The organism is Streptomyces sp. AA4 (assembly GCF_000158875.1).
Lineage (GTDB): Bacteria > Actinomycetota > Actinomycetes > Mycobacteriales > Pseudonocardiaceae > Amycolatopsis.
In genome coordinates this window covers 2422706-2449148 of record NZ_GG657746.1, presented here as the reverse complement: position 1 = coordinate 2449148, position 26443 = coordinate 2422706, and the positions used below count along the sequence as shown (strand labels likewise).

Here is a 26443-nt window from a genome sequence, read left to right as displayed (position 1 = left end):
CAGGAGGGTCCGACAGAAATCGCACAAGTGCTGGTCAAGAGGACAAACCGGCGAGCAGGGCGGTGCGGAACCAGGCCGGGGCCGGTTCGGGGGGCGCGACCCGCAGTCTGGTGACCGCGTTGGACACCAAAGCGGCAGGCGGACAGGGGCTGGCGTACGTGCCCGTCAGCTCACGGGGTCTCGGCGCGCGGTGTGCCGTCCAAGGCAAACCGCGCGCCAGTCAGACCGTCAGGCCGGTTGTTCTTCTTCGGCAGACGAATCCACCGAAGGAGACGTACGGCTGAACATCCGCGTCGCCGAAAGCCGCGCGACCCCGTCCGGATCCCCGAGGTCGTCGAGGGAGTTCCGGATCGTCGCGTCCACCGACAGGTACTTCCGCCCGGCCCGCAGGTCCGCGTCGTTGCGCAGCCGCACGATCAGCGGGAATTCCGCCAGCGCGCCCGCGTCGAACAGGCCCGTCGTGTAGATCAGCTGCACGCCCAGCGCCTCCGCGACGGCCCGCTGCAGTTCCAGCAGGTACCCGGCCGAGGCGCGGCCGATCGGGTTGTCCAGGAACAGCACGCCCGAATGCCGGTTGCGCGCCTTGCCCCGGTTGTTGGCCCGGAGCGCGGCGAGCGTGCAGTACAGGATGATCGCCGCGGTCAGCTGCTGGCCGCCGGAGAACACGTCGCGGATTTCGGACACCCGCTGGCGTTCGGTGCGCAGCACGGAGTCCGGCTTGAGCATGTCGACGCGATATCCCTTGGGAGCGGCCACATGCACGCCGCGCAGCACCAGCGACAGACCGTCGCGCTTGACGTCGCGGCCGTCGGCCGTCTTGCCCGCGGCCGCCTCGTCGACGACCTCGCCCAGTTTTTCCGCCAGCACATGGTCTTCCAGCTCGGTGAACCGGATCCGCAGGAACTCCTGGCCGGACCAGTCGCCGAGCCCGTCCGGCAGCCGCGAGACCCGCTGCGCCGACCGGAGGGTGCGCAACGCGCCTTCGACCATCCCCTGCAGCCGCGTGATGATGCCGCCGCGGTGCCGGTCGATCTGCGCGAGGTCGTCGGTGAGCGTCCGCAGCCGGGGCCGCAGCGCCTCGCTCCATTCCGCCGCGTGCGCGGGAAGCTGGTCCCGCTTCACGGAAATCACCTGCTGCCGCACCGGCGTGCTGAGCTTTTCGAACCGCTTTTCGGTCGCGTACTGCGCCAGCTGGTCCGCCGCCGCGCGCACCCGCCGGTCGCCGGAATCCGCCGCCGACTGCGCGTCGTTCAGGACCGTGTTGAGCTGGTTGTAGCGGGTCCGCGCGGACTCGACATCGCCGTCGTACGCGTCCGCGGGCTCCTCGGAACGCAAGTGCGCCAACGATTCCGACAGCAACCCGAAGCCGGAAGCGGAAGCCTTCGCCGCGTCGAGCGTCGCTTCCGCCGCAGCCCGGCGTTCCTGCAGCTCTTCCCACTTCCGAGCCGCCGCGGACACTTCCAGCGAGGCTGCGTCGATCAGTTCGAGACCGTGCTCGATGTCGCGCGGCCGCTCGGCCGGAGACGCGACGCCGGTCTGCAGCGGCAGCACATCCAGCTCCGCGCGACGCGTCGACACCTGGCCGATCGCTTCAGTGCGTTCTTCCTCCAGCGCGTCGACGACCCGCCGCGCCCGCGCCAGCGCCGCCGCCCGGGTGGACGCGTCCGAACCGTCCGGCGTCTCCAGCAAGGCCGCCGCGCGCACCCGGACCTCTTCGTCCAGCGCCTCCAACGCCGAAGAAGCCGCCGCCTCAGCGGATTCCGCCTGCTCCAGCTCGGCCCGGAGATCGCTGCCGACCTCGACCTTCGCGTACGCCTCCGAGGCCGACGCGAAGGTGCGCCGCAACGCGTCCACCGGTTCCGAAGGCGCTTCGACGTCCTCCGGCAACTCGGCCGCGCCCGGCACCTCGGCCAGCTCGGACCGCGCGGTGGTGACCGTGCGCCGGTGCCCGTCTGCGGTCCGCTGTTCCTCCGCCGCCTGCTCGCGCAACCGCGCCGCGCGGGCCGACGCTTCGGCCGCCGACGTCTCCGCGCGCTCCGCGATTTCGGTTGCCCGCTCGACCTCTTCGGTCCACTCCGCGACGCGCGCCGCCCGAGTGGCCAGTTCGCCGAGCCGACGCGCCTTCTCCTCGGCTTCCGCGGCCGCGGCGCGCAACGCGGGAACTCGCTCCCGCAAAGCAGTGACTTTTTCGCTCAACCGGGCGAATTCCGCCTCCGCCTGCGTGAGCGCGGTCTGCGCCGTCTCGCGGGCGACGCGAGCGCTTTCGGCCTGCTCCGCGAGCGTTCCGATGGCCCCGGCCGGATAGTCCTCGCGCCAGGTGGTGAGCTTCCAGGTCAACGCGCCGTCAGCGGCCAGCGACTCCGACAGCTGCTCCAGCCGGCGCTGCCGTTCCGCGTGCCGCTGCGCCACGGCCTCGCGTTCGGTGTCGGCGGCTTCCTCGTCGTACATCGCCGGGTTCGGAGGAACGAGGAACTCGACCCCCGAAGCAGCCGGAACATCGGCGGCCTGGAACGCGTCCGTGGTCCCGACCGCGATCACCGCACTCGGCAACAGCCGGGAAGCCGCCAGCACCTCGCGCGCCCGCTTCACCTGCGCCGCGTCGTTCAGCAGCACTCCGGCGACGAGCTGCGGCATCCGTTCCAGCACTTCGTCGCGCCGCACGGAGTCCAGTTTGGACAGATAACGCCAGCCCGACCACGCGGTGATCCCGGCCTGCTCCAACGCGTCGAGCGCGGCCTGCACGTCCTCCGGCGGTGGGAGCAGACCGCCCGACCCGAGCGCGGCGAGCGCCCGCTCGTCGGCCGATTCCTCCATCCGCAACGCGGTCTGCTCCTTCTCGACCGCCGCGCTCGCGTCGCGCAACCGCTGCAGCAGCACCGGAAGGTCGCTCTCGAGCTTGACGTCGTCCGCGCCGAGCAGCTCCATCAACCGCGGTTCCGCCGCCAGCGCGTCGGTCCGCCGGTGCGCGCGTTCGAGGTCTTCGGCCGCGCGCACGAGCCGGTCCTGAGTGGACCCGGCGAGCTGGTGCGCCTCGTTCACCGACCGCTGCGCCGCCTGCAGATCCTCGCCGACCCGGTCGAGTTCCTGTTCCCGGCGGACGGATTCCGCCGCCGCGGCCTCGGCTTCCGCCCGCGCGGACCGCGCCGCCTCGGCGACATCCGCCCCCGAAGGCAACAGTCCACTTCGGACCGATTCGGAGATTTCCTCGCGCAGCTCGGCAATCCGCGACGACAGCCCGCGTGCCTCGGCCCGACGGCCAGCAGCCAGGTTCGCCGCCTCGTCGCGCTCGGTCTGCGCCTTCTCCGCCTCCGCACGCAACGCGTCCGCATGCGCTTCTGCTTTGTCCGCCTGCCGCTGCGCATCATGCGCCAGCGAAAGCAAACCGCGCCCCAACGCGGCCGCCGCAGCATCCCGCGCGGCCAACGCAGGTTTCGCCTTCTCCTCACGGTTTCCGACCAGCTCACGCAGGTCTTTCGCCTTGCGCGCCGCGTTCAACCGGTTCAGCACAGTCGCGGTTTCGCGCCACGCTTCCGCTTGAGTCTTCGCCTCGGCCAGCTCGCCGTCGACGCGCTCGCGTTCGATCTGCGCTTCTTCCAGGCGCAGCACCGCGACCAGCCGCCGCAGCTCGGTGACGCCCGCGGTCAGCCGCCGATGGTCGCCCTCGGCCAGCTTTTCGGCGGTACGCACCTCCTCGACGTGCTCCTCCAGCCCGGACAGCCGCGCGTTCTCCAGCTCGTTGCGCGCGTGGATCCGTCCGGCCAGCTCGCTGAGGTCCTCGCGCGCCGACTCGGCGATCCGCCGCGAAGCCGCGGCCACGCCCTCTTCCTCGGCCAGCGGACCGAGCAGTTCCAGCGCGCCCTCGACGAATTCCTTCTCCGCCATGAGATCGCCGCGCTGCGCAAGGTTGTTCGCATACGTCGACACGACCTCGGCGAGGTCCTTCGGCTCGTCCTCGGACAGCACCGCGCGCAGCAGGAACTCCACGAACGCCTCGTCGGTGGAGAACTGGAACGCGTCGGCCGCCTCGCCTTCGCCCGCGTTCATCGCGCGCTGATAGCGGAACAACTCAGTGTCGAGGCCGAGCTGGTCGAGCCGTCCGGTCCACTCGTGGTGCCGGCGCGTCCAGAACAGCTCCAGCTCCGGTTCGGCCATCGCCGCGCCCGCGATCCGGTCGTGGAACCCGGACATGGTGAGCAGCCTGCCGTCCTCGGTCAGCGGCAGCGAATCGAGGCCGAGGTCGGCGGTCGGGCGGAAGCAGTACCAGGAGTCGACCAGGTTTTCCGAATCCGCCGAGGTCACGTGCCCGCGCCACTCCGACACCTTGCCGGTGATCACCCGCTGGCCGGTCTCGACGTGCAGCCATTCCAGGACCACGTGCGCGACGTCCTTGGCCGTCACGAACTTCTCCAGCACCTTCGTGCTCGTGGTGCCGACGACCTGGCGCCGCCCGGGCAGCATCACCGAGAAGATCAGCTTGATCAGCACGGACTTGCCGCCGCCGTTCTCCAGGAACAGCACGCTCGCCGGCGACGGGCGGCGCACCGGGCCGCCGGCGTGGATGCCCGCGGAGAACAGCGCGTCCTGCTTCGGCGCGGTGATCGTGGCCCCGACGCCGCTGAAGTCCAGCACCACGTCCTGGTACCGGGCGCCCGCCGGGCCCACCGAATGCAGGCGGACCCGCGAAAGCTCGTACATCCGTTTCCCCTCTACCGCGCCTGATCCGCCTGCCGGTCCGTGAGGGGAACCCTGAGGGACTCTGATTCCCTCAGGGTTCCCCTCACGGACTTCGCTTCCCTCACTGCAGCGTGTCCGAGGCCGTCGCGCGCAGCGTTCCCCCGGGTCCGGCGACCGCGACGACGTCGAGTGCGAGCAGATCGTCGAACGCGGCGTCCGCGGCCAGCTCGCGCACCTGGATCTGATACCGCGGCGTCGTCCGGTAAGTGCCGCCCTGTTCGTCGCTCACCGGCACCAGAAAGCCTTGGTCGGCAAGGAAACGCAGCGCCCGAGACACCATGCCGCGCGTGGTGTCCGCCGCCATCCGCCCGTCCTTCGTCGCCGCGGCGGCCGGACGCCGAGCGTACGCGCGCCACGCCTGCTCCAGCTCTGGCGCGTCGGCCAGCGGGTCGTTGTTGGCCTCGGCCAGCTGCGCGCGTTCGTCGAGGACGCGCGCCGCTTCGCGGACCATCGCGTCGACCTGCTCGACGCTCACCCGGCCGATGTAGGTGTCGTTGGCCAGGTCGTCCGGCCGCGGGTAACCGAGCGCAGCCGTTGCGAGGTGGATCAGGCCGTGCAGCACCTTTTCCGTCTCGCGCCGCTCACGGATCTTGGCCTGCCGCGCATAGCTGTCCATCTTGATCTCGAAGACGGACTCGTCGGTGGCCGCCAGCACGCAGCCGGCCTGCTGCGTCACCTCCAGCACCATCAGTCCGAGCCCGGACGCGACCGCGTGGGTGAGCGCCTTGAACGCGTTGTCCTCGCCGTAGCGGCGCACCAGTTCGCCGTACACGACGTCGCGGGCGGGCAGCTGCTTCGGGCGCATCCCGAACGCGACGAGGCGCGCGGCGGCCTCGGCGTCGACGCTCGTGTGCGTCACCGGCATCAGGCGACCTCCTCGGTCTCGTCGTCCGCCCGTTCGACCTCCGCGGTGGACAGCAGCAGATCCGCGCCGCCGAACTCCGGGTCGTCGAGCAGGGTGCCGTCGTCGACGGCGAGCAGCACGTGGCGTTCCCCCTGCCGGCGCGCCGCGCCGACCTCGGGACTGTAAGCGTGCAGCGCACGCAGCGCGACCAGGGACGCCAGGTTCGGCTGCCCCGAGCGGCGCGCGTCCTCCAGCAGCCCGGACAGCCGGCGCGGCACGTCGGGCAGGTCGAGCAGTTCGTCGGCGAGCCGCCACACGTCGTCGCCGAACCGGTCGGTCACCTCGGCGGGCACCAGCTCCGGCTCCGGCACCTCGCCGACCAGCTGGTCGCGCTCCGGGGCGGGCCGCAGCAGCAGCGACACCAGCGAGGACAGCGACGGCACGACCGGCGTCGCGATGCCCGCGACCGCGTGGAAGAAGTGCTCGGCGGGCGCGGTCGCGTCGGCGAGCGGCAGCCCGAGGGTCGGCATCAGGAGCTGGCCGAACAGGTCGATCGTGGCCCGCTGCGGGGGTCCGGAGAACTGCTGGCGGTCCTGTTCGGCGCGGAAGACCGCGCCCGCGTCGGCCAGCCGCGACTGGAGCCGGGTGTGCCGCCGGATGCAGTCGGCGACGATGTCGACCAGCTCGGCCGCGCGGCGCTTGTGGTCGGGATCCTCGGATTCGTCGCGCGCGGTGGTGATGTTCTTCAGGATCGCGTTCTCCGCGCGGAACCGGGACTCGATGTGCCCGAGCGCCGATTCGATCAGCTCCGGCACCTCGCTTTCCCAGTCGACCGCGCGCACGTCGCGGCGGGTCGCGTCGAGCTTCGCGCGCAGCGTCTCGCCGTACTGCACGGTGCGGTAGCGCGCCTGCTCCGCGGCGAGCTTCGCGTCGGCGAGGCGGCCGCGGTTGATCAGGTTCTCCAGCTTCACCTCGGCCGCGATCTGCGCCGATTCGACGTCCGTGTCCAGCGCGCCGACCAGCACGTTGATCGCCTCGTCGGTGGCGCGCAGGTACACCTCGCCGTCCGGCGCGGCCAGTTCGACCAGCAGCTTGAAGTCGAACTGGCGGCGCTGGTAGCCGCCGGGGCCGAGCGAGCCGTACACGCGCCGGAAGCCGCGGTCGGTGGTGCCGACGTTGATCAGGTTGTCCAGCACCCATTTCGCCACGCGCACGTGCTCGTCCGGCATCCGCGACGGCGCCTGCAGCGAGATGAACGGCAGCAGCCGGTCGATCACCTGGTCGTGCCCGGCCCCGGTGTCGAAGTCCATCGCGATGGTGACCTGGTCGATCGTGTGCAGCGCGATCTCGGCCATCTGGTACACCGTGGCGTCGGCCCAGTCGAGCTTCGCCTTGCGCGCGTCGAGGTCGTGCAACGGCGCGGTGCAGGCGAGCGCCTTCAGCCGACGGGTCAGCCCCTCGTCGGCGAGCCCCGCGGCGCCCATCTCGTCGTATCGCACAGCAGGTCAGGCTAGTCGGCCTGTCCGAGCGCCCGCACACGCGGACGGGTAGCGTGGCGGCTATGCGGGAGATGACCAGGGCGGAGTGGTGGGAGTTCGCGAGCGAGGGCACGCGGACCGGGAAGCTGGGGATCGTGCGGGCCAACGGAGCCCCGGTCGTCACGCCCGTGTGGTTCCTGCTGAACGAGGGGCCGAACGGCGACGAGCTGATCTTCACCACCGGCACGGACACGCTCAAGGGCAAGGCCCTGCGCCGCGACCCGCGGATCTCGCTCGCCGTGGACGACCAGCTCCCGCCGTTCTCGTACGTCCAGTTCACCGCCGAGGCGGAACTGCACCACGACTTCGACGAAATGCTGGAGTGGGCCACCCGCCTCGGCGCGCGGTACATGGGCGAGGAGAACGGCCCGGCCTACGGCAAGCGCAACGCCGTCCCCGAAGAATCCCTCGTCCGGGCGAGGATCACGAAGGTGATCGCGCGCGCGGACATCGCCGGGTTCTGACCCGCCGGTCCTCTCGGACAGCGTTCCGCGGCATCCGCTGCGGAGCGTAATGCCGCGATCGCACTATTGACACCGCACCTGCCGAGGGTGTGTGATCTGTCCCGATAAATAGGAAACTTTCCTAACGAAGACGTTCTCTTCCCCGCCGCCGCCCCGATCCCCCTCACGCAGGAGGCCCCCGTGGCACGACGCTCGACGTTGAGCGCGCTGTTCGCCGGTACCGCGGCGACCGCGCTCGGCTGCGCACTGCTGGCCCCCGTGACCGCCACCGCGGCCACCGGGGACTACGAGTCCGAGGACGCGACGCTTTCCCAGGCCAAGATCGCCACGAACCACTCCGGCTACTCCGGCAAGGGATTCGTGGACTTCGAGAACCTCGTCGGCAGCTACGCCGACTATTCGGTCAACGCGGCGCAGGCCGGCACGCACACGCTGACTTTCCGATACGCCAACGGAACCGCCGACGACCGGCCGATGAAGCTCGTCGTCGACGGCGGCGACAAGGGCACGGTTTCCTTCCCCGGCACGGGTTCCTGGGACACGTGGAAGACCGTCACCGCGACCGTCCAGCTCACCGCGGGCGTCAACCACGTGCGCACGGTCTCGGCGTCGGCGAACGGCGGGCCCAACACCGACAAGCTCACCGACAGTTTCTCCGCCCCGGCCGACACCGAACCGCCGACGCCGCCGAAGAACTTCCAGGCGTCGAACATCCGGCCCACCGCGGCGGATTTCCGGTGGGACCCGGCGACGGACAACGTCGGCGTCACGCGGTACGAGATCAACCGCGGCGGCAACACGCTGAAGGTCGTGGACGGCAAAACCACCTCGGCGACCGTCGACCAGCTGACGCCGAACACGTCGTACGACATCTCGGTAATCGCCTACGACGCGGCGGGCAACCCGTCCCAGCCGAGCAACGTCGTCGGCGTGAAAACCCCGCCCAGCGACGACAAAACGCCGCCGAGCGTGCCCGGCTCGCTCAAGGCCACCGGCAGCACTTCGGACAGTATTTCCTTGTCCTGGAAGGCTTCCACCGACGACAGCGGCTCGATCGCGGGCTACGACGTGTACCAGGGCAAGGACATCGTCTCGACCACCACGCAGACCTCGGCGACGGTCACCGACCTCAAGCCGGACACGTCGTACACGTTCACCGTGAAAGCCCGTGACCCCAACGGAAACGCCTCCGCGGCGAGCAACGCGGTCACCGCGAGGACGACCAGCAGCAGCGGTTCCGGTGGCGGAATTCCTTCGTATGACAAGGACATCGCGAAGGTCGACCTCGGCTGGGCGGTCGGTTTCCTGCCGAACGGCAACGCCTTGGTGACCGAACGGGACCGGTTCGAACTGCTGCAGATCACCCCGGACGGCAAGAAGACGACGCTCGGCAAGATCCCCGGCGTGGTCACCACGAACGGCGAGGGCGGGCTGCTCGGGCTGGCGATCTCGCCGCAGTGGAACACCGACCACGCGGTGTACCTGTACCACACGTCGTCCAGCGACAACCGGATCGTGAAGGTCGCCTACGACGGCACCACGCTGTCGAAGACGACCACGCCGGTGCTGACCGGGATGGCGAAAAACCAGTACCACAACGGCGGCCGGATCGCGTTCGGCCCGGACGGCAAGCTGTACGCCACCGTCGGCGACGCGAAGGTCAAGGCCAACGCGCAGAACAAGAGTTCGCTCAACGGCAAGATCCTGCGGCTCAATCCCGACGGTTCCGCGCCGAGCGACAACCCGTTCTACGCCACCGGCGGCAACGCGCGCTATGTCTGGAGCTACGGGCACCGCAACCCGCAGGGCCTCGCTTGGGATTCGCAAGGACGGCTGTGGTCGTCGGAATTCGGCGAGAGCAGCCAGGACGAGCTGAACCTGATCCAGAAGGGCGGCAACTACGGCTGGTCGGCCTGCGAGGGCACGATCGGCGACTGCAAGGGGACGATCGCGCCGAAGAAGACGTGGCCGACCTCGCAGGCCGGGCCGTCCGGGATCGAGATCGTGAACGATTGGATCTACATCGCGGCGGTGACCGGCAAGCAGCTGTTCGTGACGCAGATCAAGGGCGACAGCGTCGGCGACGTGTCGGCGGTGTTCTCCGGCCGCTGGGGCCGGCTGCGCTCGGTGACCAAGACGCCGGACGGGCGCCTCTGGGTGACCTCGACGAACAACGACAAGCTCGGCGGCACGCCGGACACCATCGACAACGTCGTGGTGCAGCTGAAGTTCCCCGGCGCGGCGCTCGCCGGATAAGCCGCGGCAGGGGTGACCGGAGCGGCGCCGGTCACCCCTGCCGCACCTCATTCTTTCAGCAGCTCGTAACAGCGGATGCGCGCCTTCGCGTCGAAAACCGGCACCGTCACCATGATTTCGTCCGCCCCGGTCTGCTTCGCCAGCTCCGCGAGCCGGGCCTGGACCCGCTCCCGCTCGCCATATGCCTGCGCCGCCCGGAACTGTTCGAGCTGCGGCACGATCTCCGGCGCGAACTCGTACCGCGCGGCGTCTTCCGGCGTGAGCAACGGCTGGTCTCCCCCGCCGCCGGTGAGCAGGTGGGACTTGAGCACGTTCATCGGCCCGGAGAGGTACTCGGCCTCGGCCTCGCTGTCGGCGCAGATCGTCTCGACGCACAGCAGCACGTACGGCTCGGACCGCCACTTCGACGGCCGGAACTTCTCCCGGTACCGCTCCAGCGAGGCCGCGGTGTTGTCCGGCCGGATGTGGTGCGCGAACGCGATCGGCAACCCGCGCTCGGCCGCCACCTCCGCCCCCGCCGGGCTGGAACTGAGCAGCCACGGCTCCGGCACCGTCACCCCGCCCGGGAGCACCTTGTCGCTGCCGAGATGCTTCAGAAGCTCGTCGAGATCGGCGTGGTAATCGGCTTCCTGCGCCGGCTCGGCTCCTCGGCGCAAGGCCCGGATGATCTCCGGATCGAGCGCGCCGGGCCCGCGCCCCACGCCGAGATCGACCCGGCCGCCGGTGAGCGCGGACAGGGTGCCGAACTGCTCAGCCAACGCGAACGGCGCGTGATTGGGCGCGAGAACCCCGCCGGACCCGACCCGGACCCGGGACGTCACCGCGCCCGCGTGCGCCGCGAGCACCTGCGGAGAGGCACTGGCGATGGCCGGGGACCCGTGATGCTCGGCGAACCAGAGCCGGCGGTAGCCAAGCTCGTCCACCCGGCGCGCGACGGAGGACAGCGGTTCGAGCGCCGCGGAGGCCGACTGCCCAGCCTCGACCAGCGCGAGTTCAAGTGCGGAGAGCGGCAGATCGATCATGCTCTCTACGGTAGCGAATCCGGTGGTGTGGCGGGGGTGATTTGTCCACTGTGGACGAAGTCTTGACGGCGGGCGGGGCGCGGTGCCGGGAGGGAGTGCCGACACCGGGCAGGTGCCACGCGGAAAGCGCAGTTCTGGGCGATGCGTGGTGCGGAAGACGCAGTGGAACGTCCGTCGGGCGAGGGTTGGCGCGCGGCTCGGCCAGCGGGGGTTGCAGGCCGTCGTGAGTGTTCGGGCCGGTTCCCACCGGTGCGCCCGGCAAGCCGCTCCGAGGCCTAGCGAACTTCCCCGCGCAGGCCGCCACGACCGGACGACGTGGGCAACCGCCTCCTCACGTACGTCACCTTCGGTCTAGGCAGGCCGCCTCCGCGCTCCGAGGCACGCTGAGTCGTGCCCGCGAACCCATCCAGGCAGGAACGCCTCTCCCCACGCAGACTCCGCCAATAGGGCTAGGCAGATCGCCCGCCCAAGCCGCCGCAAACAGAGTTAGACACTGTCGCCCCGCCTCTCGCCCGCTCCCACCTCCGCAGCGGGCTAGACAGTCCCCCAGGCCCCGCCCAACAACCGCCTCAGGCTTCTTCCTCCAGCATCTCCGGGGTCACCGCCGACTCCGTGTCCGGGATGTTCAGCTCCTTCGCCCGCTTGTCCGCCATCGCCAGCAGACGGCGGATTCGGCCGGCCACCGCGTCTTTCGTCATCTGCGGATCGGACAGCTGGCCCAGCTCCTCGAGCGACGCCTGGCGGTTCGACAAGCGCAGCCGGCCGGCCGCGAGGAGGTGGTCCGGGGCGGTGTCTCCCAGGATCTCCAAGGCCCGCTCCACCCGGGCGGCCGCGGCGACGGCGGCGCGGGCCGAGCGGCGCAGGTTGGCGTCGTCGAAATTCGCGAGGCGGTTGGCGGTCGCTCGCACCTCTCGGCGCATCCGGCGTTCTTCCCACTGCAGCACGCTCGTGTGCGCGCCCAGGCGGGTCAGCAAGGCCCCGATGGCGTCGCCGTCCCGGACGACGACTCGGTCCGCGCCCCGCACCTCACGGGACTTCGCCTGGATGCCCATCCGCCTTGCCGCGCCGACCAGCGCCAGGGCCGCTTCCGGGCCGGGGCAGGTGACTTCCAGGGACGACGAGCGGCCCGGTTCGGTCAGCGAGCCGTGGGCCAGGAAGGCGCCTCGCCAGGCCGCTTCCGCGTCGGCCACTCCGCCGGACACCACCGCGGCGGGCAGGCCTCGCACGGGGCGGCCGCGCTGGTCGATCAGACCCGTCTGGCGCGCCAGGCCCTCGCCGTCCTTCACCACGCGCACGACGTACCGCGTCCCCTTGCGCAGGCCGCCGCTCGCGGTGATCACGTGCACGTCCGAATGATGTCCGTACAGCTCGTGGATCTCCTTGCGCAGCCGCCGCGCGACCGAACCCGTGTCCAGCTCCGCCTCGACCACCACCCGGCCGGCCACGATGTGCAGCCCGCCCGCGAAGCGAAGCAGCGACGCGACCTCCGCCCGGCGCGGCCCGATCTTCGTGATCTCGAGCCGGCTCAGTTCGTCCTTCACCGCGGCGGTCATCGCCATGTACTGCCCCTCCTGCCTTTCGCTGCGCGCCCGCCGTCACCCACAGTGCTCCCCGCCGAGGCCGAGTGCCTCTCGCACGCGCTGGGCGAGCGCACCAGGATCATGCCGTCCCGCCACGACCGGGTCGGCCACCGCCCCCAGGCAGGCCCTCGCTCCGAGGCGTTCGGCCGCCCGGCGCAGGCTTGCCGGGTCAGGGACGGAATCACGGTCCGCGATCACGGCGTCGACCCGCAGCGCGGGCGCGTGTTCGAAGAGTACGTCCAGATGCCGCTCCGGGGAGAATCCGCCGGTTTCCCCCGGTTGGGGGACAAGATTCAGCACGACGACCTTGGTCGCCGTCGTGCGCACGAGCGCGTCGTGCAGATCCGGGACGAGCAGGTGCGGCAGCACGCTGGTGAACCACGACCCGGGGCCGAGGAACACGACGTCCGCCTCCAGCACCGCCTCGATCGCCTCCGGGCAGCCGCGCGGCGGGCGTTCCTGGCGGCCGGCCGGGTGCAGCGAGATGCGGTGCACCTGGCCGGGCGTGCTGGCGACCGCGACCTGGCCGCGGATCCGCCGGATCGCGTCCGGGTCCTCGCTGTCCAGGCCGCTGACCTCGCCCTCGATCTCCAGCGGCTCGGGCGACATCGGCAGCACCCGGCCGGAGATCCCCATCAGCCTGCTCGCCTCGTCGAGCGCGGCCACCGGGTCGCCGAGCACCTCGAACAGCCCGGCGAGCAGCAGGTTGCCGACGGCGTGCCCGGCGAGCGCGCCGTCGCCGCCGAAGCGGTGCTGGAAGACCTCCGCCCACAGCCGCCCGCCGTCCTCCGCGGCGAAGGCGGCGAACGCCTGGCGCAGGTCGCCCGGCGGCAGCAGCCCCAGTTCGCGCCGGAGCCTGCCGGACGACCCGCCGTCGTCGGCCACCGTCACCACCGCCGTGACGGCGCGGGTGATCCGCCGGAGCGCGGTCAGCGTCGCGTGCAGCCCGTGTCCTCCGCCCAGCGCCACCGCGCGCACGTCACTCCCGGCCAAGATCCCGGTGCACCACCTTTACTGCCATGCCGTCCTCATTGGACAGTCGCTGGGCGAGTTCCTCGGAGATCGCGACGCTGCGGTGCTTGCCGCCGGTGCAGCCGACCGCGAGCGTCAGGTACCGCTTGCCCTCGCGCTTGTAGCCCGCGCCGATGAGCCGCAGCAGCTGGTGGTAGCGGTCGAGGAATTCCTCGGCGCCTTCCTGAGACAGCACGTAATTGCGCACCTCGCCGTCGAGGCCGGTGTGCTCGCGCAGCTCCGGGATCCAGAACGGGTTCGGCAGGAACCGCACGTCCATCACCAGGTCGGCGTCCATCGGCAAACCGTACTTGTAGCCGAACGACAGTACGGTGACGCGGGTCTGCGTGCTGGCCTCGGAACCGAACGCGTCCTCGATTTTCGCGCGCAGGTCGTGCACCGACAGCGCGGACGTGTCGAGCACCAGGTCGGCTTCCTCGCGCAGCGGCGAAAGCAGTTTCCGCTCGGCGGTGATGCCGTCGGCGAGCCTGCCGTCGCCCTGCATCGGGTGGCCGCGGCGGACCGATTCGAAGCGGCGCACCAGCACCGCGTCGGTGGCCTCCAGGAACAGCACGCGCGGCTTGTACCCGCGCGCGTCCAGGTCCTTGATCACCGAGGCCAGGTCGTCGGTGAACGCGCGCGAGCGCACGTCCATCACCACCGCGACCTTCGTGATCGCCCCCCGCGCCTGCGCGCCGAGCTCGACCATCGTGGCGATCAGCTCCGGCGGCAGGTTGTCGACCACGAACCAGCCGAGGTCCTCCAGGCATTTGGCCGCCGTGGAGCGGCCCGCGCCGGACAGGCCGGACACGACCGCGACCTCCATCCCGCTGCCCCGTTTTTCCTCTTCCGCACTCACGTCTGCGCTTCCTTCCCGATCACGACCCCTGGTCCCCTCCCGGCACTGCTTGCGGTGCGGAGCCGGTCTCCCCGGCCAGCGCCGCCACCACGGCCTCGGCAGTGCGCCTGCCGAAACCGGGCACCGCTTCGATTTCCTCGACCCGGGCCTGCTTGAGCTTCTTCACCGAGCCGAAGTGCTTGATCAGCGCGGTGCGCCGAGCCTGCCCGAGTCCGGGCACACTGTCCAATTCGGACGCCTGCATGCGCTTGGCGCGTTTTTCGCGGTGGTAGCGAATGGCGAACCGGTGCGCCTCGTCGCGCAGCCGCTGCAGCAGGAACAGCGCGTCGGACGTGCGCGGCAGGATCATCGGATCCGGTTCCCCCGGCAGCCACACCTCTTCGAGCCGCTTCGCGAGCCCGACGACGGCGATGTCGGTGATGCCCAGTTCGGCGAGCACGTCCGCGGCCGCGGTGGCCTGCGGGCCCGCGCCGTCGACGACCAGCAGGTTCGGCGGATAGGCGAACTTGCGCGGGCGGCCGGTCTCCGGGTCGATCCCGGCGCGCACCGGCTGGATCGCCTCGTCCCCCGCTTCCTCGCCGGTCTCGTCCGCGGTTTCCGTTGTCTCCGCCGCGTTTTCGGCCGTTTCCTTGAGATAGCGGTAGAACCGCCGCCGCACGACCTCGGCGATGGACGCGACGTCGCCCTCGGTCGCCGCCTCGCGCAGCGCGAACTTGCGGTACTCGGACTTGCGCGGCAGCCCGTCCTCGAACACCACCAGCGACGCCACGACGTCGCTGCCCTGGATGTGGCTGATGTCGATGCATTCGATCCGCAGCGGCGCGGTGTCCAGCGCCAGGTAGTCCTGGAGTTCCTGCAGCGCCGCGGACCGCGCGGTGAGGTCGCCCGCGCGGCGCAGTTTGTGCTGGGTGAACGCTTCCTTGGCGTTGCGCTCCACCGTTTCCGCGAGCGCCTTCTTGTCGCCGCGCTGCGCGACCCGCAGCCGCACCCGCGACCCGCGCAGGCCGGACAGCCACTCCTCGACCGCCTCCGCGTCCGCGGGCAGCTCCGGCACCAGCACCTCGCGCGGGACGACCGGCCCGGTCTCGAGGTCGTCGCGGCCCGCGCGGTCGGATTCCTCGCCGTAGAACTGGGTGAGGAAGTGGTCGACCAGGGCCTGGACGTCCATCTCCTCGGCCTTGTCGATCACCCAGCCGCGCTGCCCGCGCACGCGCCCGCCGCGCACGTGGAACACCTGGACGGCGGCCTCGAGCTCGTCGTGTGCGAAGGCGACGACATCGGCGTCGGTGCCGTCGCCGAACACCACGGCCTGCTTCTCCATCGCGCGCCGCAACGCGCCCAGGTCGTCCCGCAGCCGCGCGGCGCGTTCGAACTCCAGCTCCTCGGACGCGGCGGCCATCTCGCGTTCGAGCCGCTTCATCATCGCGTCCGTGCGGCCGGCGAGGAAGTCGCAGAAGTCCTCGACGATCGCCCGGTGCTCGTCCGCGGACACCCGGCCGACGCACGGCGCCGAGCATTTGTCGATGTACCCGAGCAGGCACGGCCGCCCGATCTGCCCGTGCCGCCGGAAGACGCCCGCGGAACAGGTGCGGGCGGGGAAAACGCGCAGGAGGAGGTCGAGCGTCTCGCGGATCGCCCACGCGTGCGAGTACGGCCCGAAGTAGCGGACGCCCTTCTTGCGCGCGCCGCGGTAGACGTGCAGCCGGGGGAATTCCTCGTTCAGCGTGACCGCGAGGACCGGGTAGCTCTTGTCGTCGCGGTAGCGGACGTTGAAGCGGGGGTCGAACTCCTTGATCCAGTTGTACTCCAGCTGGAGCGCCTCGACCTCGGTGCCGACGACGGTCCACTCGACGCTCGCCGCGGTGGTGACCATCTGCCGCGTGCGCGGATGAAGGCCGGACAGGTCGGCGAAGTACGAGTTCAGCCTGCTGCGCAGGCTCTTCGCTTTGCCGACGTAGATGACCCGCTTGGCGTCGTCGCGGAACTTGTAGACGCCAGGCGAGTCCGGGATGCTCCCCGGCTGAGGTCGGTAGGTGGTCGGATCAGCCACGTGCCCCACTGTATGGCGAGGGTCCGACAGTTTCCGTGAGACCCCACGCTCCGGGCGGGTGCGTCCAGGCTCAGTCGATGCGGGCCGCGAGATTTCCGACGCTGCGGTGTGCGGCCCGGTGTCCGTGGCCCCGCCGTCGCCGCACAGCTTTCAGCCAGCTCGCCCACGGTCATCGGTCGCCAACCCGATCCCGAGCCACACAGCCCGCCTGCCGTAGCCTAGCCTCGCCGACCCGCCGAACGATCAGGGAGCAGCCATGACCGTCCGCGTCGCCACCTGGAACGTCAATTCCATCGTTCCCCGGCTGCCGCGCGTGCTCGACTGGCTCGACAACACCGCGCCGGATGTCCTCTGCCTGCAGGAACTCAAGAACACCACCGAGGCCTTCCCCGCGGACGAGATCGTCGCGCGCGGATACGAGGTCGCCGCGTACGGGCTGGGGCGGTGGAACGGCGTCGCGATCCTCTCGAAGATCGGGCTCGACGACGTGGTGCGCGGGCTGCCGGGCGAACCGGGCTTCGACGGGAAAGCCGAGGCGCGCGCGATCGGCGCAACGTGCGGCGGGATCCGCGTCTGGTCGGTGTACGTGCCGAACGGGCGGGAGCCGCAGAATCCGCACTACGCCTACAAACTCGAGTGGTTCGAGAAGCTCAGCGACCTGGTCGGCGAAGAACTCCGGCACGCGCGCCCGTTCGCGGTGCTGGGCGATTTCAACGTCGCGCCCACGGACGAAGACGTCTGGGACATCTCGGTTTTCGCCGAGTCCACGCACGTCACCGAGCCCGAGCGGGCCGCGTTGAAGAAGCTGCGCGACGCCGGGCTGTCCGACGTGTTCCCGCGGCCGCTGAAGTACGACCACCCGTTCACGTACTGGGACTACCGCGCCGGGAATTTCCCCAACAACAAGGGAATGCGCATCGATCTCGTCTACGGGAACGAGGTTTTCGCCAAGGCGGTCACCGATTCCTACGTGGACCGCGAAGCCCGCAAGGGCAAGGGACCGTCCGACCACGCGCCGATCGTCGTGGATCTGGAGCTGGATCCGGAGCGGTAAGAACTCAAGCCTCGGTGGCGGCGCGGTGCAGCTTTCGCAGCGCGCGCACCGCCGTCACCGCGCGTTCCCGGTCCACGGCCTGCACGGCCATCACCGAGAAGTACTCGTCGTCCGGCAGTTCCAGCCGAGCCCACGAAGCACCGTCGGGAAAGCTGATCGACAGCACTTGATCCCACGTAAACGCGCGGCGCGCGAGCACATTGCGGACCTCGATCCCGGTGGCGTCCGCGCGGACCCGCGCATTGCCGAACAGCATCGTGCCCGCCGACAGCGCGACGCCGATGCCGATCATCGCGATCTGGTCCGACGCCTCGAACACGACGCCGGTGTGCGAACTGCGCAGCAGGACCGCGACCACCACGAACGCCGCGAGCAGCGCCACCGCCAGCACGCTGCACATGATCAGCGCCCGGCGCGGCCGGATCACGAGGGTGGCCTGCTGCTCGGTCATCACGCTCACACGAATCCCCGCTCGGTCCACGGCTTGCCGAGGCCGCGCAGCACGTGCGCGGTGTCGAGCGCCGCCACGGCCGCCTCGTAACCCTTGTCCTCCACCGAGCCGGGCATGCCGGAGCGGTCCAGCGCCTGCTGTTCGGTGTCGCAGGTCAGCACGCCGTTGCCGACCGGAGTGCTCTCGTCGAGCGCGACCCGGGTGAGGCCGGCGGTGACCGCGTCGCACACGTACTCGAAGTGCGGGGTGCCGCCGCGGATCACGACGCCCAGCGCGACGACCGCGTCGTGGTTGCGGGCCAGCGCCTGCGCCGCGACCGGGAGCTCCACCGCGCCCGCGACGCGGATGACCGTGGGCTCTTCCTCCAGCCCGGCGTCCTTCGCCGCGGCGAGCGCGCGCTCGAGCAGCACGTCGGTGATCTTCGCGTTCCACCGCGTCGCGACGACCGCCAGCCGCAGGGACTTGCAGTCGCGCAGGTCGAGCGCGGCGTCCGGCCGCCCCTCGCCGCTCATCGCGTGGTGTCCTCCTCGGTGCCCGGGTCGGACGCGCCGACCTGGTCGTAGTGCTCGAGCTGGCTGAGGTCGTGCCCCATCCGGTCGCGCTTCGTGCGCAGGTACCGCAGGTTTTCCGGGTTCGGCGAGATCGGCAGCGCGACCCGCCCGGTGACGCGCAGGCCGTAGCCCTCGAGGCCGACCCGCTTCGCCGGGTTGTTCGTGAGCAGCCGCATCGACCGGACGCCGAGGTCGCACAGGATCTGCGCGCCGGTGCCGTAGTCGCGCGCGTCCGCCGGGACGCCCAGCGCGAGGTTCGCGTCGACGGTGTCCGCGCCCGCGTCCTGCAGCTGGTAGGCCTGCAGCTTGTGCAGCAGGCCGATGCCGCGGCCCTCGTGCCCGCGGATGTACAGCACGACCCCGCGGCCCTCGTCGGCCACCTTCTGCAGCGCGGCGTCCAGCTGCGGGCCGCAGTCGCAGCGCAGCGAGCCGAACACGTCGCCGGTGAGGCATTCGGAGTGCACCCGGACCAGGATGTCCTCGCCGTCGCCGATTTCGCCGTACACGAAGGCGACGTGCTCGATCCCGTCGAGCAGGCTGTCGTACCCGACCGCGCGGAACGTGCCCGCGGCCAGCGGGATCCGCGCCTCGGCGACGCGTTCGACCTGCTTCTCGGTGCGCCGCCGGTAGGCGATCAGCTCCGCGATCGAGATGATCTTGAGGTCGTGGTCGGCGGCGAACACCTCCAGCTCGTCGCGCCGGGCCATGTCGCCCTCGTCCTTCTGCGACACGATCTCGCAGAGCACGCCCGCCGGGTGCAGCCCGGCCAGCCGGGCCAGGTCGATCGCCGCCTCGGTGTGGCCGGGACGGCGCAGCACGCCGCCCTCCTTGGCGCGCAGCGGCACCACGTGCCCGGGGCGGCGGAAGTCCTTCGCGGTGGCTTCGGGGTCGGCCAGCAGCCGGATGGTGTGCGCCCGGTCCACGGCGGAGATGCCGGTGCTGATGCCCTCGGCCGCGTCCACGGTCACGCTGTAGGCGGTGCCGCGGGCGTCCTGGTTCGTGTGGAACATCGGCGGCAGGTCGAGCCGGTCGGCCTCGGCCTCGGTCAGCGGGACGCAGATGTAGCCCGAGGTGTAGCGCACCATGAACGCGAGCAGCTCCGGCGTCGCCTTCTCGGCGGCGAAAATGAGGTCGCCCTCGTTCTCGCGGTCCTCGTCGTCGACGACCACCACGGCGCGCCCGGCGGCGATGTCCGCGATCGCGGCCTCGACCGCGTCCACGTCGACCGCCGCGCCCGCTCCGCACGGGGTCAGTCCCGTCTGCGGCCCGGCCGCCTTCGTCTCGCTCACGGGTGCTCCTTTGCTCCTGCCGCCAGGTGGATGTCACACATTGTGCGCGTTCGCCGCCACGTGTGGCGCAGTGAGCTTCTCCACGTATTTGGCGACGACGTCCACTTCGAGGTTCACGTGATCGCCTTCTTCCCGCCTGCCGAGGGTCGTCGCCTCGAGCGTGGTGGGGATCAACGCGACCGAAAACCGGTCCTCGGCGATGCTCGCGACGGTGAGCGAAACGCCGTCGACGGCGATCGAGCCCTTCTCCACGACGTACCGCGCCAAGGCCGGGGGCAGGGAGAACGTCGTCACGCCGCGCTCGTCGCGGGAGAGGAAGACGCCGGTGCCGTCGACGTGGCCCTGCATGATGTGCCCGCCGAGCCGTCCGCCCGCCGGGGTCGCGCGCTCGAGGTTCACCGCGTCGCCGACGGCCACCTTCGCGAGGCTCGAACGCTGGAGTGTCTCGTTCACCACATCGACGGTGAACTCGCCGCCGGAGACCGTGACGACGGTCAGGCAGACGCCGCTGACCGCGATCGAATCGCCGTGGCCCGCGTCCGAGGTGACCAGCGGGCCGCGCACGGTGAGCCGAGCCGCGTCGGTGAGCTGCTCTACCGCGGTGACCTCGCCGACCTCTTCGACAATTCCCGTGAACACTGCTGCCTCCTCGCCCGGCCACCGCCGTCGGTGGCCCCTCCATCCAACACCCGCCCGGCCCCGGGAGCTTCCCGGGCCGACGTCAGCTGACGCGGAGGCGGGCGGCCTGTTCGCGCAGCGCGGCGACGGCCCGGCCCGGGTCCTCGGCGCCGTAGACGGCCGAGCCCGCGACGAAGCAGTCGACGCCCGCTTCGGCGGCCTGTTCGATGGTGTCGGAGTTGATCCCGCCGTCGATCTCGACGACCAGCTTCAGGTGCCCGGTGTCGACCAGCCGGCGCGCGGTGCGCACCTTCTCCAGCACGTCGGCGATGAACGACTGCCCGCCGAAGCCCGGCTCGACCGACATGACCAGCAGCGTGTCGTAGTGCTTGAGGGTTTCGAGGTGCGGCTCGAGCGGAGTGCCCGGCTTGATCGACAGACCCGCCTTCGCACCCGCGGCGCGCAGGTTCTTCGCCAGCATGACCGGGTCCTTGGCGGCTTCCACGTGCACCGTGACGTTGTACGCGCCGGCCTCGGCGTACCCGATCGCCCAGCGGTCCGGGTCGTCGATCATCAGGTGGCAGTCGAGCGGCAGGTCGGTCGACTTCAGCAGCGACTGGACCACCGGCAGGCCGAGGGTCAGGTTGGGCACGAAGTGCGCGTCCATGACGTCCACGTGCACCCAGTCGGCCCGCGTCTCCCCGGGGTGCGCGACGGCCGCGATCTCCTCGCCGAGCTTGGCGAAGTCGGCGGACAGGATGCTGGGTGCGATGAGAGGTGAAGCCACGACCCGAGTGTAAGAGGACCCGGTTCCGGCCTGTTCACCGGCCGTGACCGCACCGGAGTTCGCTTTCCGGACACCGGGCGCTCATCCGGATTCTCCGTGTCGAACACATCGGCGAGCACTAATGGGTCACGTCCGGAAGTTCCGGACAAGAGGCACTTCGAGGAGAACCATGAGAACGGTCTTGGCAGGCCGCCGCAAGTGGCTGGCCGCGGGCGCGCTCGGCGTCGCGCTGGTCGCCGCCGCCCCGGTCGCGATCGCCGCGCAGGGCAACCAGGACGACCAGGGCGCGCGGGCCGCTTCGGCCGGCGCGGGCGACCGCACGCAGGAGGTCCGCCAGGCGATCCAGGGCGGGCACGCGCGCAACGTCATCCTGTTCATCGGCGACGGCATGGGCCAGTCCGAGATCACCTCGGCGCGCAACTACGAGCGCGGCGCGGCAGGCCGGCTCGCGATGGACGAGTTCCCGCTGACCGGCGACTACACCACGTACGCGGTCGAGAAGGGCAACCCGGCGAAGCCGGACTACGTCACCGACTCCGCGGCGTCGGGCACCGGCTGGGCGACCGGCACGAAGACCTACAACGGCGCGATTTCCGTGGACGCCTACGGCAACCCGGTCCCGACGCTGCTCGAACTCGCCAAGCGCAGCGGCCTGCGCACCGGCGACGTGACCACCGCCGAGGTCCAGGACGCGACCCCGGCCGTGCTCGGCGCGCACGTCGTCGACCGCGACTGCAAGGGCCCGGACGAGACGACCAAGAAGTGCGCGCGGAACGCCAAGGAGAACGGCGGCGCGGGCTCGATCTCCGAGCAGCTCGTGCAGACCCGCCCGGACGTGCTCCTGGGCGGCGGCGCGAAGTACTTCGACCAGAAGGCGACTGCCGGGCAGTTCAAGGGGAAGCCGGTTCTGGAGCAGGCCAAGGCTGCTGGCTACAACGTGGTCAACACCGCGGACGACCTGGCCAAGGCTCGTCCGGGCCAGCCGCTGCTCGGGCTGTTCGCGCCGGGCAACCTGCCGGTGAACTGGACTGGTCCGAAGGCGACGCAGGGCGGTACCGCGCCGACTCGGTGCACCGCGAACCCGGCGCTGCCGAAGACACAGCCGAAGCTGGTGGCGCAGACGCAGAAGGCGTTGCAGTTACTGGAGGATCGCCGCAGCAACAAGGGGTTCTTCCTGCAGGTCGAGGGTGCGTCGATCGACAAGCAGGACCACGCGGCTGATCCCTGTGGGCAGATCGGCGAGACGATCGATTTCGACGCTGCGGTCGCGGCTGGGCTGGCTTACGCGCGCAGCCACACTGACACGCTGGTTGTGGTGACCGCGGATCACGGGCACACCAGTCAGATCGTGTCCAACGACGCCAAGACTCCCGGCCAGACCGCCACGCTGATCACCAACGAGGGCGCGAACATGACCCTCAACTACGGCACGGCGCTGCCCGGTTCGTCGATGGAGCACACCGGCACGCAGGTCCGCATCGCGGCTTACGGGCCGCAGGCGGCGAATGTCGTTGGGCTGACCAACCAGACCGACCTGTTCGGCACGGTGAAGCGCGCTCTTCGCCTGCGCTGAGCCTGAAGTCCGTGAAGGGCTCCTTGAGGGAATCTGATTCCCGCAAGGAGCCCTTCACGACTTTTTACGCGGGCGAGGGCAGCAAGTCGAGCGGCTCCGACCAGGGGCGGCGCGGGTCGAGCCGGTGGAGACGAACGCCCGCCTCGGCCAAGGTGTCCAGGTGCCGCTGCCAGGCCGGGTGGTGCTCCCGGGTCGGCTGGATCTGGTAAGCGACGACGATGGTGATCCCTGGCGCGCCAAGGACATCGCCGAGCAACGTGAGCGCTTGGTTGTCCGCGATCCCCAGCGCCAGCTTCGCCACCGAGTTCGCCGAGGCGGGCGCGAAAAGGAACACCTTCGGATCCGGATGCGGGCGCGGCTCGCCGGGGAGGCGGGACGTGCTGCGCACCGGAAGGTCCGTGGTGGCTTCGAGTTCGCCCAAACCGCCGGTGGCTTTCAGCCAGCCCCAGGCCGTGGGCGTCAGGGTGATGGCGAGCCGCCAGCCTCGGGCGACCGCTGGTTTCGCCAGCTCGTCGGTGAACCGGGTGTCCAGTCCGCCGCACGAGCTGGCGACCAAACCTAGATCCGTCACGGTTTGCGCAGCACCGCGCAGAACATGGCGTCGGTGCCGTGTCGGTGGGGCCACAGCTGGACGTACGGGCCGTCGCCGAGCTGCGGGACGTCCGGGAAGAACTCGCGGGCGTCCACGATCTCGGACTTGGTCCGGCGGGCGGTTTCGCCTACCACGCCTTCGGTTTCGGCCAGATGCGGCGAGCACACGACGTAGGTGACGATGCCGCCCGGGCGCACCAGGTCGAGCGCCGCCATCAGCAGTTCGCCCTGCAGTTTGGTGAGGTCCGCGACGTCCGACGGCTTGCGGCGCCACCGGGCCTCGGGGCGGCGGCGCAGTGCGCCCAGGCCGCTGCACGGGGCGTCGACCAGGATCCGGTCGTAGCCCGGTTCGAGGCCGGATTCGCGGCCGTCGGCGACGTGCACGGTGGCGGGCAGGCCCTCGGTGGCGTTCTCGATCAGCCGGGCCCGGTGCGGGGCTTTCTCGACGGCGTCCACGTGCGCGCCGCTGATCTTGGCCAGCGCGCCGAGCAGCGCCGCTTTGCCGCCGGGGCCCGCGCACAGGTCCAGCCAGCGCTCGTCGGAGCCTTCCAGCGGGACCTTGGTGACGGCGATGGCGCACAGCTGGCTGCCTTCGTCCTGCACCGCGGCGAGGCGTTCGCGGACCGGTTCCGCGTCGGCCGGGTCGCCCGCGCCGGCCGGCAAGTGCACGCCGTAGGGCGAGTACGGCGCGGGGTCGCCGCCGGTGATGGCGGCCAGTTCGTCGGCGCTGATCTCGCCGGGGCGCGCGACCAGGTGCACCGCGGGGCGGGCGTCGTCCGCTTCGAGGGCGGCTTTCAGCTCAGCGCCCTTGTCCCCCAACGCTTCCGCGAACGACCGCGCGACCCAGCGCGGGTGCGCGGTGCGGAGCGCGTACGCGCCGATCGGGTCGGTGGCCTCGTCCGGCGACAGTTCGTCAAGCCACTGCGCCTCGTCCTTTGTGGACACGGCGCGCAGGATGGCGTTCGCGAATCCCGTTGCCCAGGAACCGGCTTCGGCGCGCACGAGGTCCACAGTGGACCCGACGGAGGCGTGCTCCGGGATCCGGGTGCGCAGCAGCTGGTAGGCGCCGAGGCGCAGCGCGTCGAGCACCACCGGGTCGGTCTTCTCGATCGGTCAGTCGGGCAACGCGGCGATTCACCGCGTCGAACAGGTCCCTGCGGCGCGGGACGGTGCCGTACGTCAGCTCAGTGGCCAGCGCGGCGTCGCGACCGCTCACCCGGCGTTCCCGCAGCAGCTGCGGGAGGACGAGGTTGGCGTACGCGTCCTTCTCGCGGACGGCGCGCAGCACGTCGAACGCGACCTGGCGAGCCGGGTCGATCTCCGGCGGACGCCGCGGTCCCTGTTTGCGCGGAGCCGGACGGCCCCGCTGCGGCCGCGACGGCCGCCGTTCTCCACGCTCGTTCACTGGAGGCGCTCTCCTTCGTCGATCCTCGTGCCGCGCGCCCAGTCGGTGGCCGCCATCCGTTTCTTTCCGGCCGCCTGGACCTCGCCCAGCCGCACCGGTTTCGTCGCCGTGCCCACGAGCACGCGCTTGCGCTCGACCACCAGCTCGCCCGGCCGCGGACCGGGTTCGTCGAGCACGGTGACCGGCCCCAGCTTGAACCGCTCGCCGCGGAACTCCGCCCACGCGCCGGGATCCGGCGTCACCGAACGGATGTGCCGGTCGACCGCGGAAGCCGGGTCGGCGAACGACACGCGCGCGTCCTCGACCGTCACCTTCGGCGCGTAGCTCATGCCCTCGCCCGGCTGCTCGACCGCGCGGAGCGTGCCGTCCTCGATACCGTCCACCGTGGACACCAGCAGGTGCGCCCCGGACTCGGCGAGCCTGCCGAGCAGCGCGCCGGACGTGTCCTCCGGGCCGATCGGCTCGGTCACCACGCCGAACACCGGCCCCGCGTCGAGCTCCTTCACGATCCGGAAGGTGGACGCGCCGGTCATCTCGTCCCCCGCGCGGATCGCCGCCTGCACCGGCGCCGCGCCGCGCCACGCGGGCAGCAGCGAGAAGTGCAGGTTGACCCAGCCGTGCACCGGGATGTCGAGCGCGGACTGCGGCAGCAGCGCCCCGTACGCGACGACCGGGCAGACATCCGGCGCCAGCTCGCGCAGGCGAGCGAGAAACGCCGGGTCACCGGCCCGCGAGGGAGTGAGCACCTCGATGCCGTGCTCGTCGGCGAGGGCGCCCACCGGGGACCGCAGCACCTTGCGCCCGCGCCCGGCCTGGGCGTCCGGCCGCGTGACGACAGCGACGACCTCGTGCCGCTCGGACTCGATCAGCGCGCGCAACGACGGCACGGCAGGTTCCGGGGTGCCGGCGAAAACGAGACGCATCACCGCACCTCCGGAAAGGAAAAGGGGATTTCAGGCTGGTCGGACATCGGAAGCGAGTCTAGAAGACCCCCGTCCCGGCGGCGCGGCGCGGGCAGCCAGCCGCGGCGGGCGCCAGGATCGGGTATATGACCACGCTGAAGGCGACCCTGCACGACGACCTGACGACCGCGATCAAGGCAAGGGACCAGCTGCGCTCGGCAACCCTGCGGCTGACCCTCTCGGCGATCGGCTACGAAGAAACCGCAGGCGACAGCGCTCGCGAACTCTCCGACGACGAGGTACTGAAAATCATCACCCGAGAGGTGAAGAAACGCCGCGACGCCGCCGAAGCCTTCGACAAGGCAGGCCGAGCAGACTCAGCGGAACGCGAACGAGCCGAAGCAGAGGTCCTCACGGCCTACCTGCCCGCCCAACTGTCGGACGACGAGCTTCGCACCCTCGTCACGGAGGCGGTGACCGAAACCGGCGCCTCCGGAATGGCCGGAATGGGCGCGGTGATGAAGGCGGTACAGCTAAAGTTCGCCGGCCGCGCCGAAGGCTCCCGCGTCGCCGCCGAGGTGAAACGCCAACTCTCCGCCAGCTAACGCACACCTCTCCGCCCCTCACGCCCACGCCCCGCCGCCCGGGATGCGCCCCAATGTGGCATTGGGTGCGTCAGACGCAACGAACGCCACATTGGGTGCGTCGCATGCACCCAATGCCACATTGGGGCGCTACCAGCGCACACCGCCCCACTCAAAGCAGCAACGCCAGAGCCACGCAACAAACCGCCGCCGCTGCACCAACCATCGACGCACCAACCAAACCGCCGCCGATGCGCCCAACCACCGGGGGCACCCAGCC

20 protein-coding genes and 1 pseudogene are annotated in these 26443 nt (G+C 70.9%); 5 read left to right on the top strand and 16 right to left on the bottom strand.

The annotated features are described in order from the left end of the window. Positions 1-228: 228 nt before the first annotated feature. The 3 genes from SSMG_RS11490 to SSMG_RS11480 all read right to left on the bottom strand — a co-directional run bounded on the left by SSMG_RS11490 (position 229) and on the right by SSMG_RS11480 (position 7062). On the bottom strand, positions 229-4695 hold the full coding sequence (locus tag SSMG_RS11490; RefSeq protein ID WP_009075877.1) for a hypothetical protein: 4467 nt from the start codon (positions 4693-4695) through the stop codon (positions 229-231). Between the two features lie 100 nt (positions 4696-4795). Next, complete coding sequence (locus SSMG_RS11485; protein ID WP_009075875.1) at positions 4796-5599, bottom strand: hypothetical protein; 804 nt, start codon at positions 5597-5599, stop codon at positions 4796-4798. Further along, a complete protein-coding gene (locus SSMG_RS11480; protein ID WP_037713358.1) occupies positions 5599-7062 on the bottom strand; it encodes a hypothetical protein in 1464 nt (487 codons plus the stop codon). The genes SSMG_RS11485 and SSMG_RS11480 overlap by 1 nt, the downstream gene beginning before the upstream one ends. A gap of 77 nt (positions 7063-7139) precedes the next feature. Between SSMG_RS11480 and SSMG_RS11475 the strand changes: the two genes are divergently transcribed. Together SSMG_RS11475 and SSMG_RS11470 are read left to right on the top strand one after the other, a co-directional pair. Beyond that, entirely contained in the window at positions 7140-7580 is a 441-nt protein-coding gene (locus SSMG_RS11475; RefSeq protein WP_009075871.1) for a PPOX class F420-dependent oxidoreductase, read from the top strand. 180 nt (positions 7581-7760) lie between these two features. After that, positions 7761-9836 (top strand): PQQ-dependent sugar dehydrogenase, encoded by a 2076-nt coding sequence (locus SSMG_RS11470; RefSeq protein WP_009075870.1) that lies wholly within the window; start codon positions 7761-7763, stop codon positions 9834-9836. A gap of 47 nt (positions 9837-9883) precedes the next feature. Here SSMG_RS11470 and SSMG_RS11465 read toward each other — a convergent pair whose 3' ends face one another. The 5 genes from SSMG_RS11465 to uvrC form a co-directional block, all read right to left on the bottom strand. Continuing rightward, the gene (locus SSMG_RS11465; RefSeq protein WP_009075868.1) at positions 9884-10858 is read right to left on the bottom strand and encodes an LLM class flavin-dependent oxidoreductase; all 975 of its coding nucleotides are present in this window, start codon (positions 10856-10858) and stop codon (positions 9884-9886) included. Positions 10859-11427: 569 nt separating this feature from the next. Continuing rightward, on the bottom strand, positions 11428-12417 hold the full coding sequence (gene whiA, locus SSMG_RS11460; protein ID WP_037359142.1) for a DNA-binding protein WhiA: 990 nt from the start codon (positions 12415-12417) through the stop codon (positions 11428-11430). A gap of 36 nt (positions 12418-12453) precedes the next feature. After that, a complete protein-coding gene (yvcK, locus tag SSMG_RS11455; RefSeq protein ID WP_009075863.1) occupies positions 12454-13431 on the bottom strand; it encodes a uridine diphosphate-N-acetylglucosamine-binding protein YvcK in 978 nt (325 codons plus the stop codon). After that, positions 13418-14308: an RNase adapter RapZ gene (rapZ, locus tag SSMG_RS11450; RefSeq protein ID WP_009075861.1), complete on the bottom strand. Its 891-nt coding sequence runs from the start codon at positions 14306-14308 to the stop codon at positions 13418-13420. Before rapZ ends, yvcK begins: the two co-directional genes overlap by 14 nt. Positions 14309-14327: 19 nt before the next feature. Then, complete coding sequence (gene uvrC / locus SSMG_RS11445) at positions 14328-16358, bottom strand: excinuclease ABC subunit UvrC (protein ID WP_078560745.1); 2031 nt, start codon at positions 16356-16358, stop codon at positions 14328-14330. A 256-nt stretch (positions 16359-16614) separates the two neighbouring features. Here uvrC and SSMG_RS11440 point away from each other — a divergent pair, with 256 nt between their 5' ends. Continuing rightward, complete coding sequence (locus SSMG_RS11440; protein ID WP_009075856.1) at positions 16615-17412, top strand: exodeoxyribonuclease III; 798 nt, start codon at positions 16615-16617, stop codon at positions 17410-17412. Positions 17413-17416: 4 nt separating this feature from the next. Here the strand turns inward: SSMG_RS11440 and SSMG_RS11435 are convergent, their stop codons facing one another. The 5 genes from SSMG_RS11435 to rpe all read right to left on the bottom strand — a co-directional run bounded on the left by SSMG_RS11435 (position 17417) and on the right by rpe (position 21108). After that, entirely contained in the window at positions 17417-17863 is a 447-nt protein-coding gene (locus SSMG_RS11435) for a PH domain-containing protein (protein ID WP_037716947.1), read from the bottom strand. A gap of 5 nt (positions 17864-17868) precedes the next feature. Beyond that, complete coding sequence (gene ribH / locus SSMG_RS11430) at positions 17869-18375, bottom strand: 6,7-dimethyl-8-ribityllumazine synthase (protein WP_009075850.1); 507 nt, start codon at positions 18373-18375, stop codon at positions 17869-17871. Beyond that, positions 18372-19667, bottom strand: coding sequence for a bifunctional 3,4-dihydroxy-2-butanone-4-phosphate synthase/GTP cyclohydrolase II (locus SSMG_RS11425; protein WP_199841165.1), 1296 nt, complete (start codon positions 19665-19667; stop codon positions 18372-18374). Before SSMG_RS11425 ends, ribH begins: the two co-directional genes overlap by 4 nt. A gap of 69 nt (positions 19668-19736) precedes the next feature. After that, entirely contained in the window at positions 19737-20342 is a 606-nt protein-coding gene (locus tag SSMG_RS11420) for a riboflavin synthase (protein WP_009075846.1), read from the bottom strand. An 82-nt stretch (positions 20343-20424) separates the two neighbouring features. Next, positions 20425-21108 (bottom strand): ribulose-phosphate 3-epimerase, encoded by a 684-nt coding sequence (rpe, locus tag SSMG_RS11415; protein WP_009075844.1) that lies wholly within the window; start codon positions 21106-21108, stop codon positions 20425-20427. 169 nt (positions 21109-21277) lie between these two features. Between rpe and phoA the strand changes: the two genes are divergently transcribed. Then, entirely contained in the window at positions 21278-22681 is a 1404-nt protein-coding gene (phoA, locus tag SSMG_RS11410; RefSeq protein ID WP_009075842.1) for an alkaline phosphatase, read from the top strand. A 64-nt stretch (positions 22682-22745) separates the two neighbouring features. Here phoA and SSMG_RS11405 read toward each other — a convergent pair whose 3' ends face one another. The 3 genes and pseudogenes from SSMG_RS11405 to fmt form a co-directional block, all read right to left on the bottom strand. After that, on the bottom strand, positions 22746-23252 hold the full coding sequence (locus SSMG_RS11405; protein WP_037713347.1) for a flavoprotein: 507 nt from the start codon (positions 23250-23252) through the stop codon (positions 22746-22748). Further along, a pseudogene (locus SSMG_RS11400) lies at positions 23249-24590 on the bottom strand (RsmB/NOP family class I SAM-dependent RNA methyltransferase). The gene SSMG_RS11405 and the pseudogene SSMG_RS11400 overlap by 4 nt, the downstream one beginning before the upstream one ends. An 83-nt stretch (positions 24591-24673) precedes the next feature. After that, the gene (gene fmt / locus SSMG_RS11395) at positions 24674-25600 is read right to left on the bottom strand and encodes a methionyl-tRNA formyltransferase (protein WP_037713345.1); all 927 of its coding nucleotides are present in this window, start codon (positions 25598-25600) and stop codon (positions 24674-24676) included. A gap of 125 nt (positions 25601-25725) precedes the next feature. Here fmt and SSMG_RS11390 point away from each other — a divergent pair, with 125 nt between their 5' ends. Further along, positions 25726-26184: a GatB/YqeY domain-containing protein gene (locus SSMG_RS11390; protein WP_009075836.1), complete on the top strand. Its 459-nt coding sequence runs from the start codon at positions 25726-25728 to the stop codon at positions 26182-26184. The last annotated feature ends 259 nt before the right edge of the window (positions 26185-26443 follow it).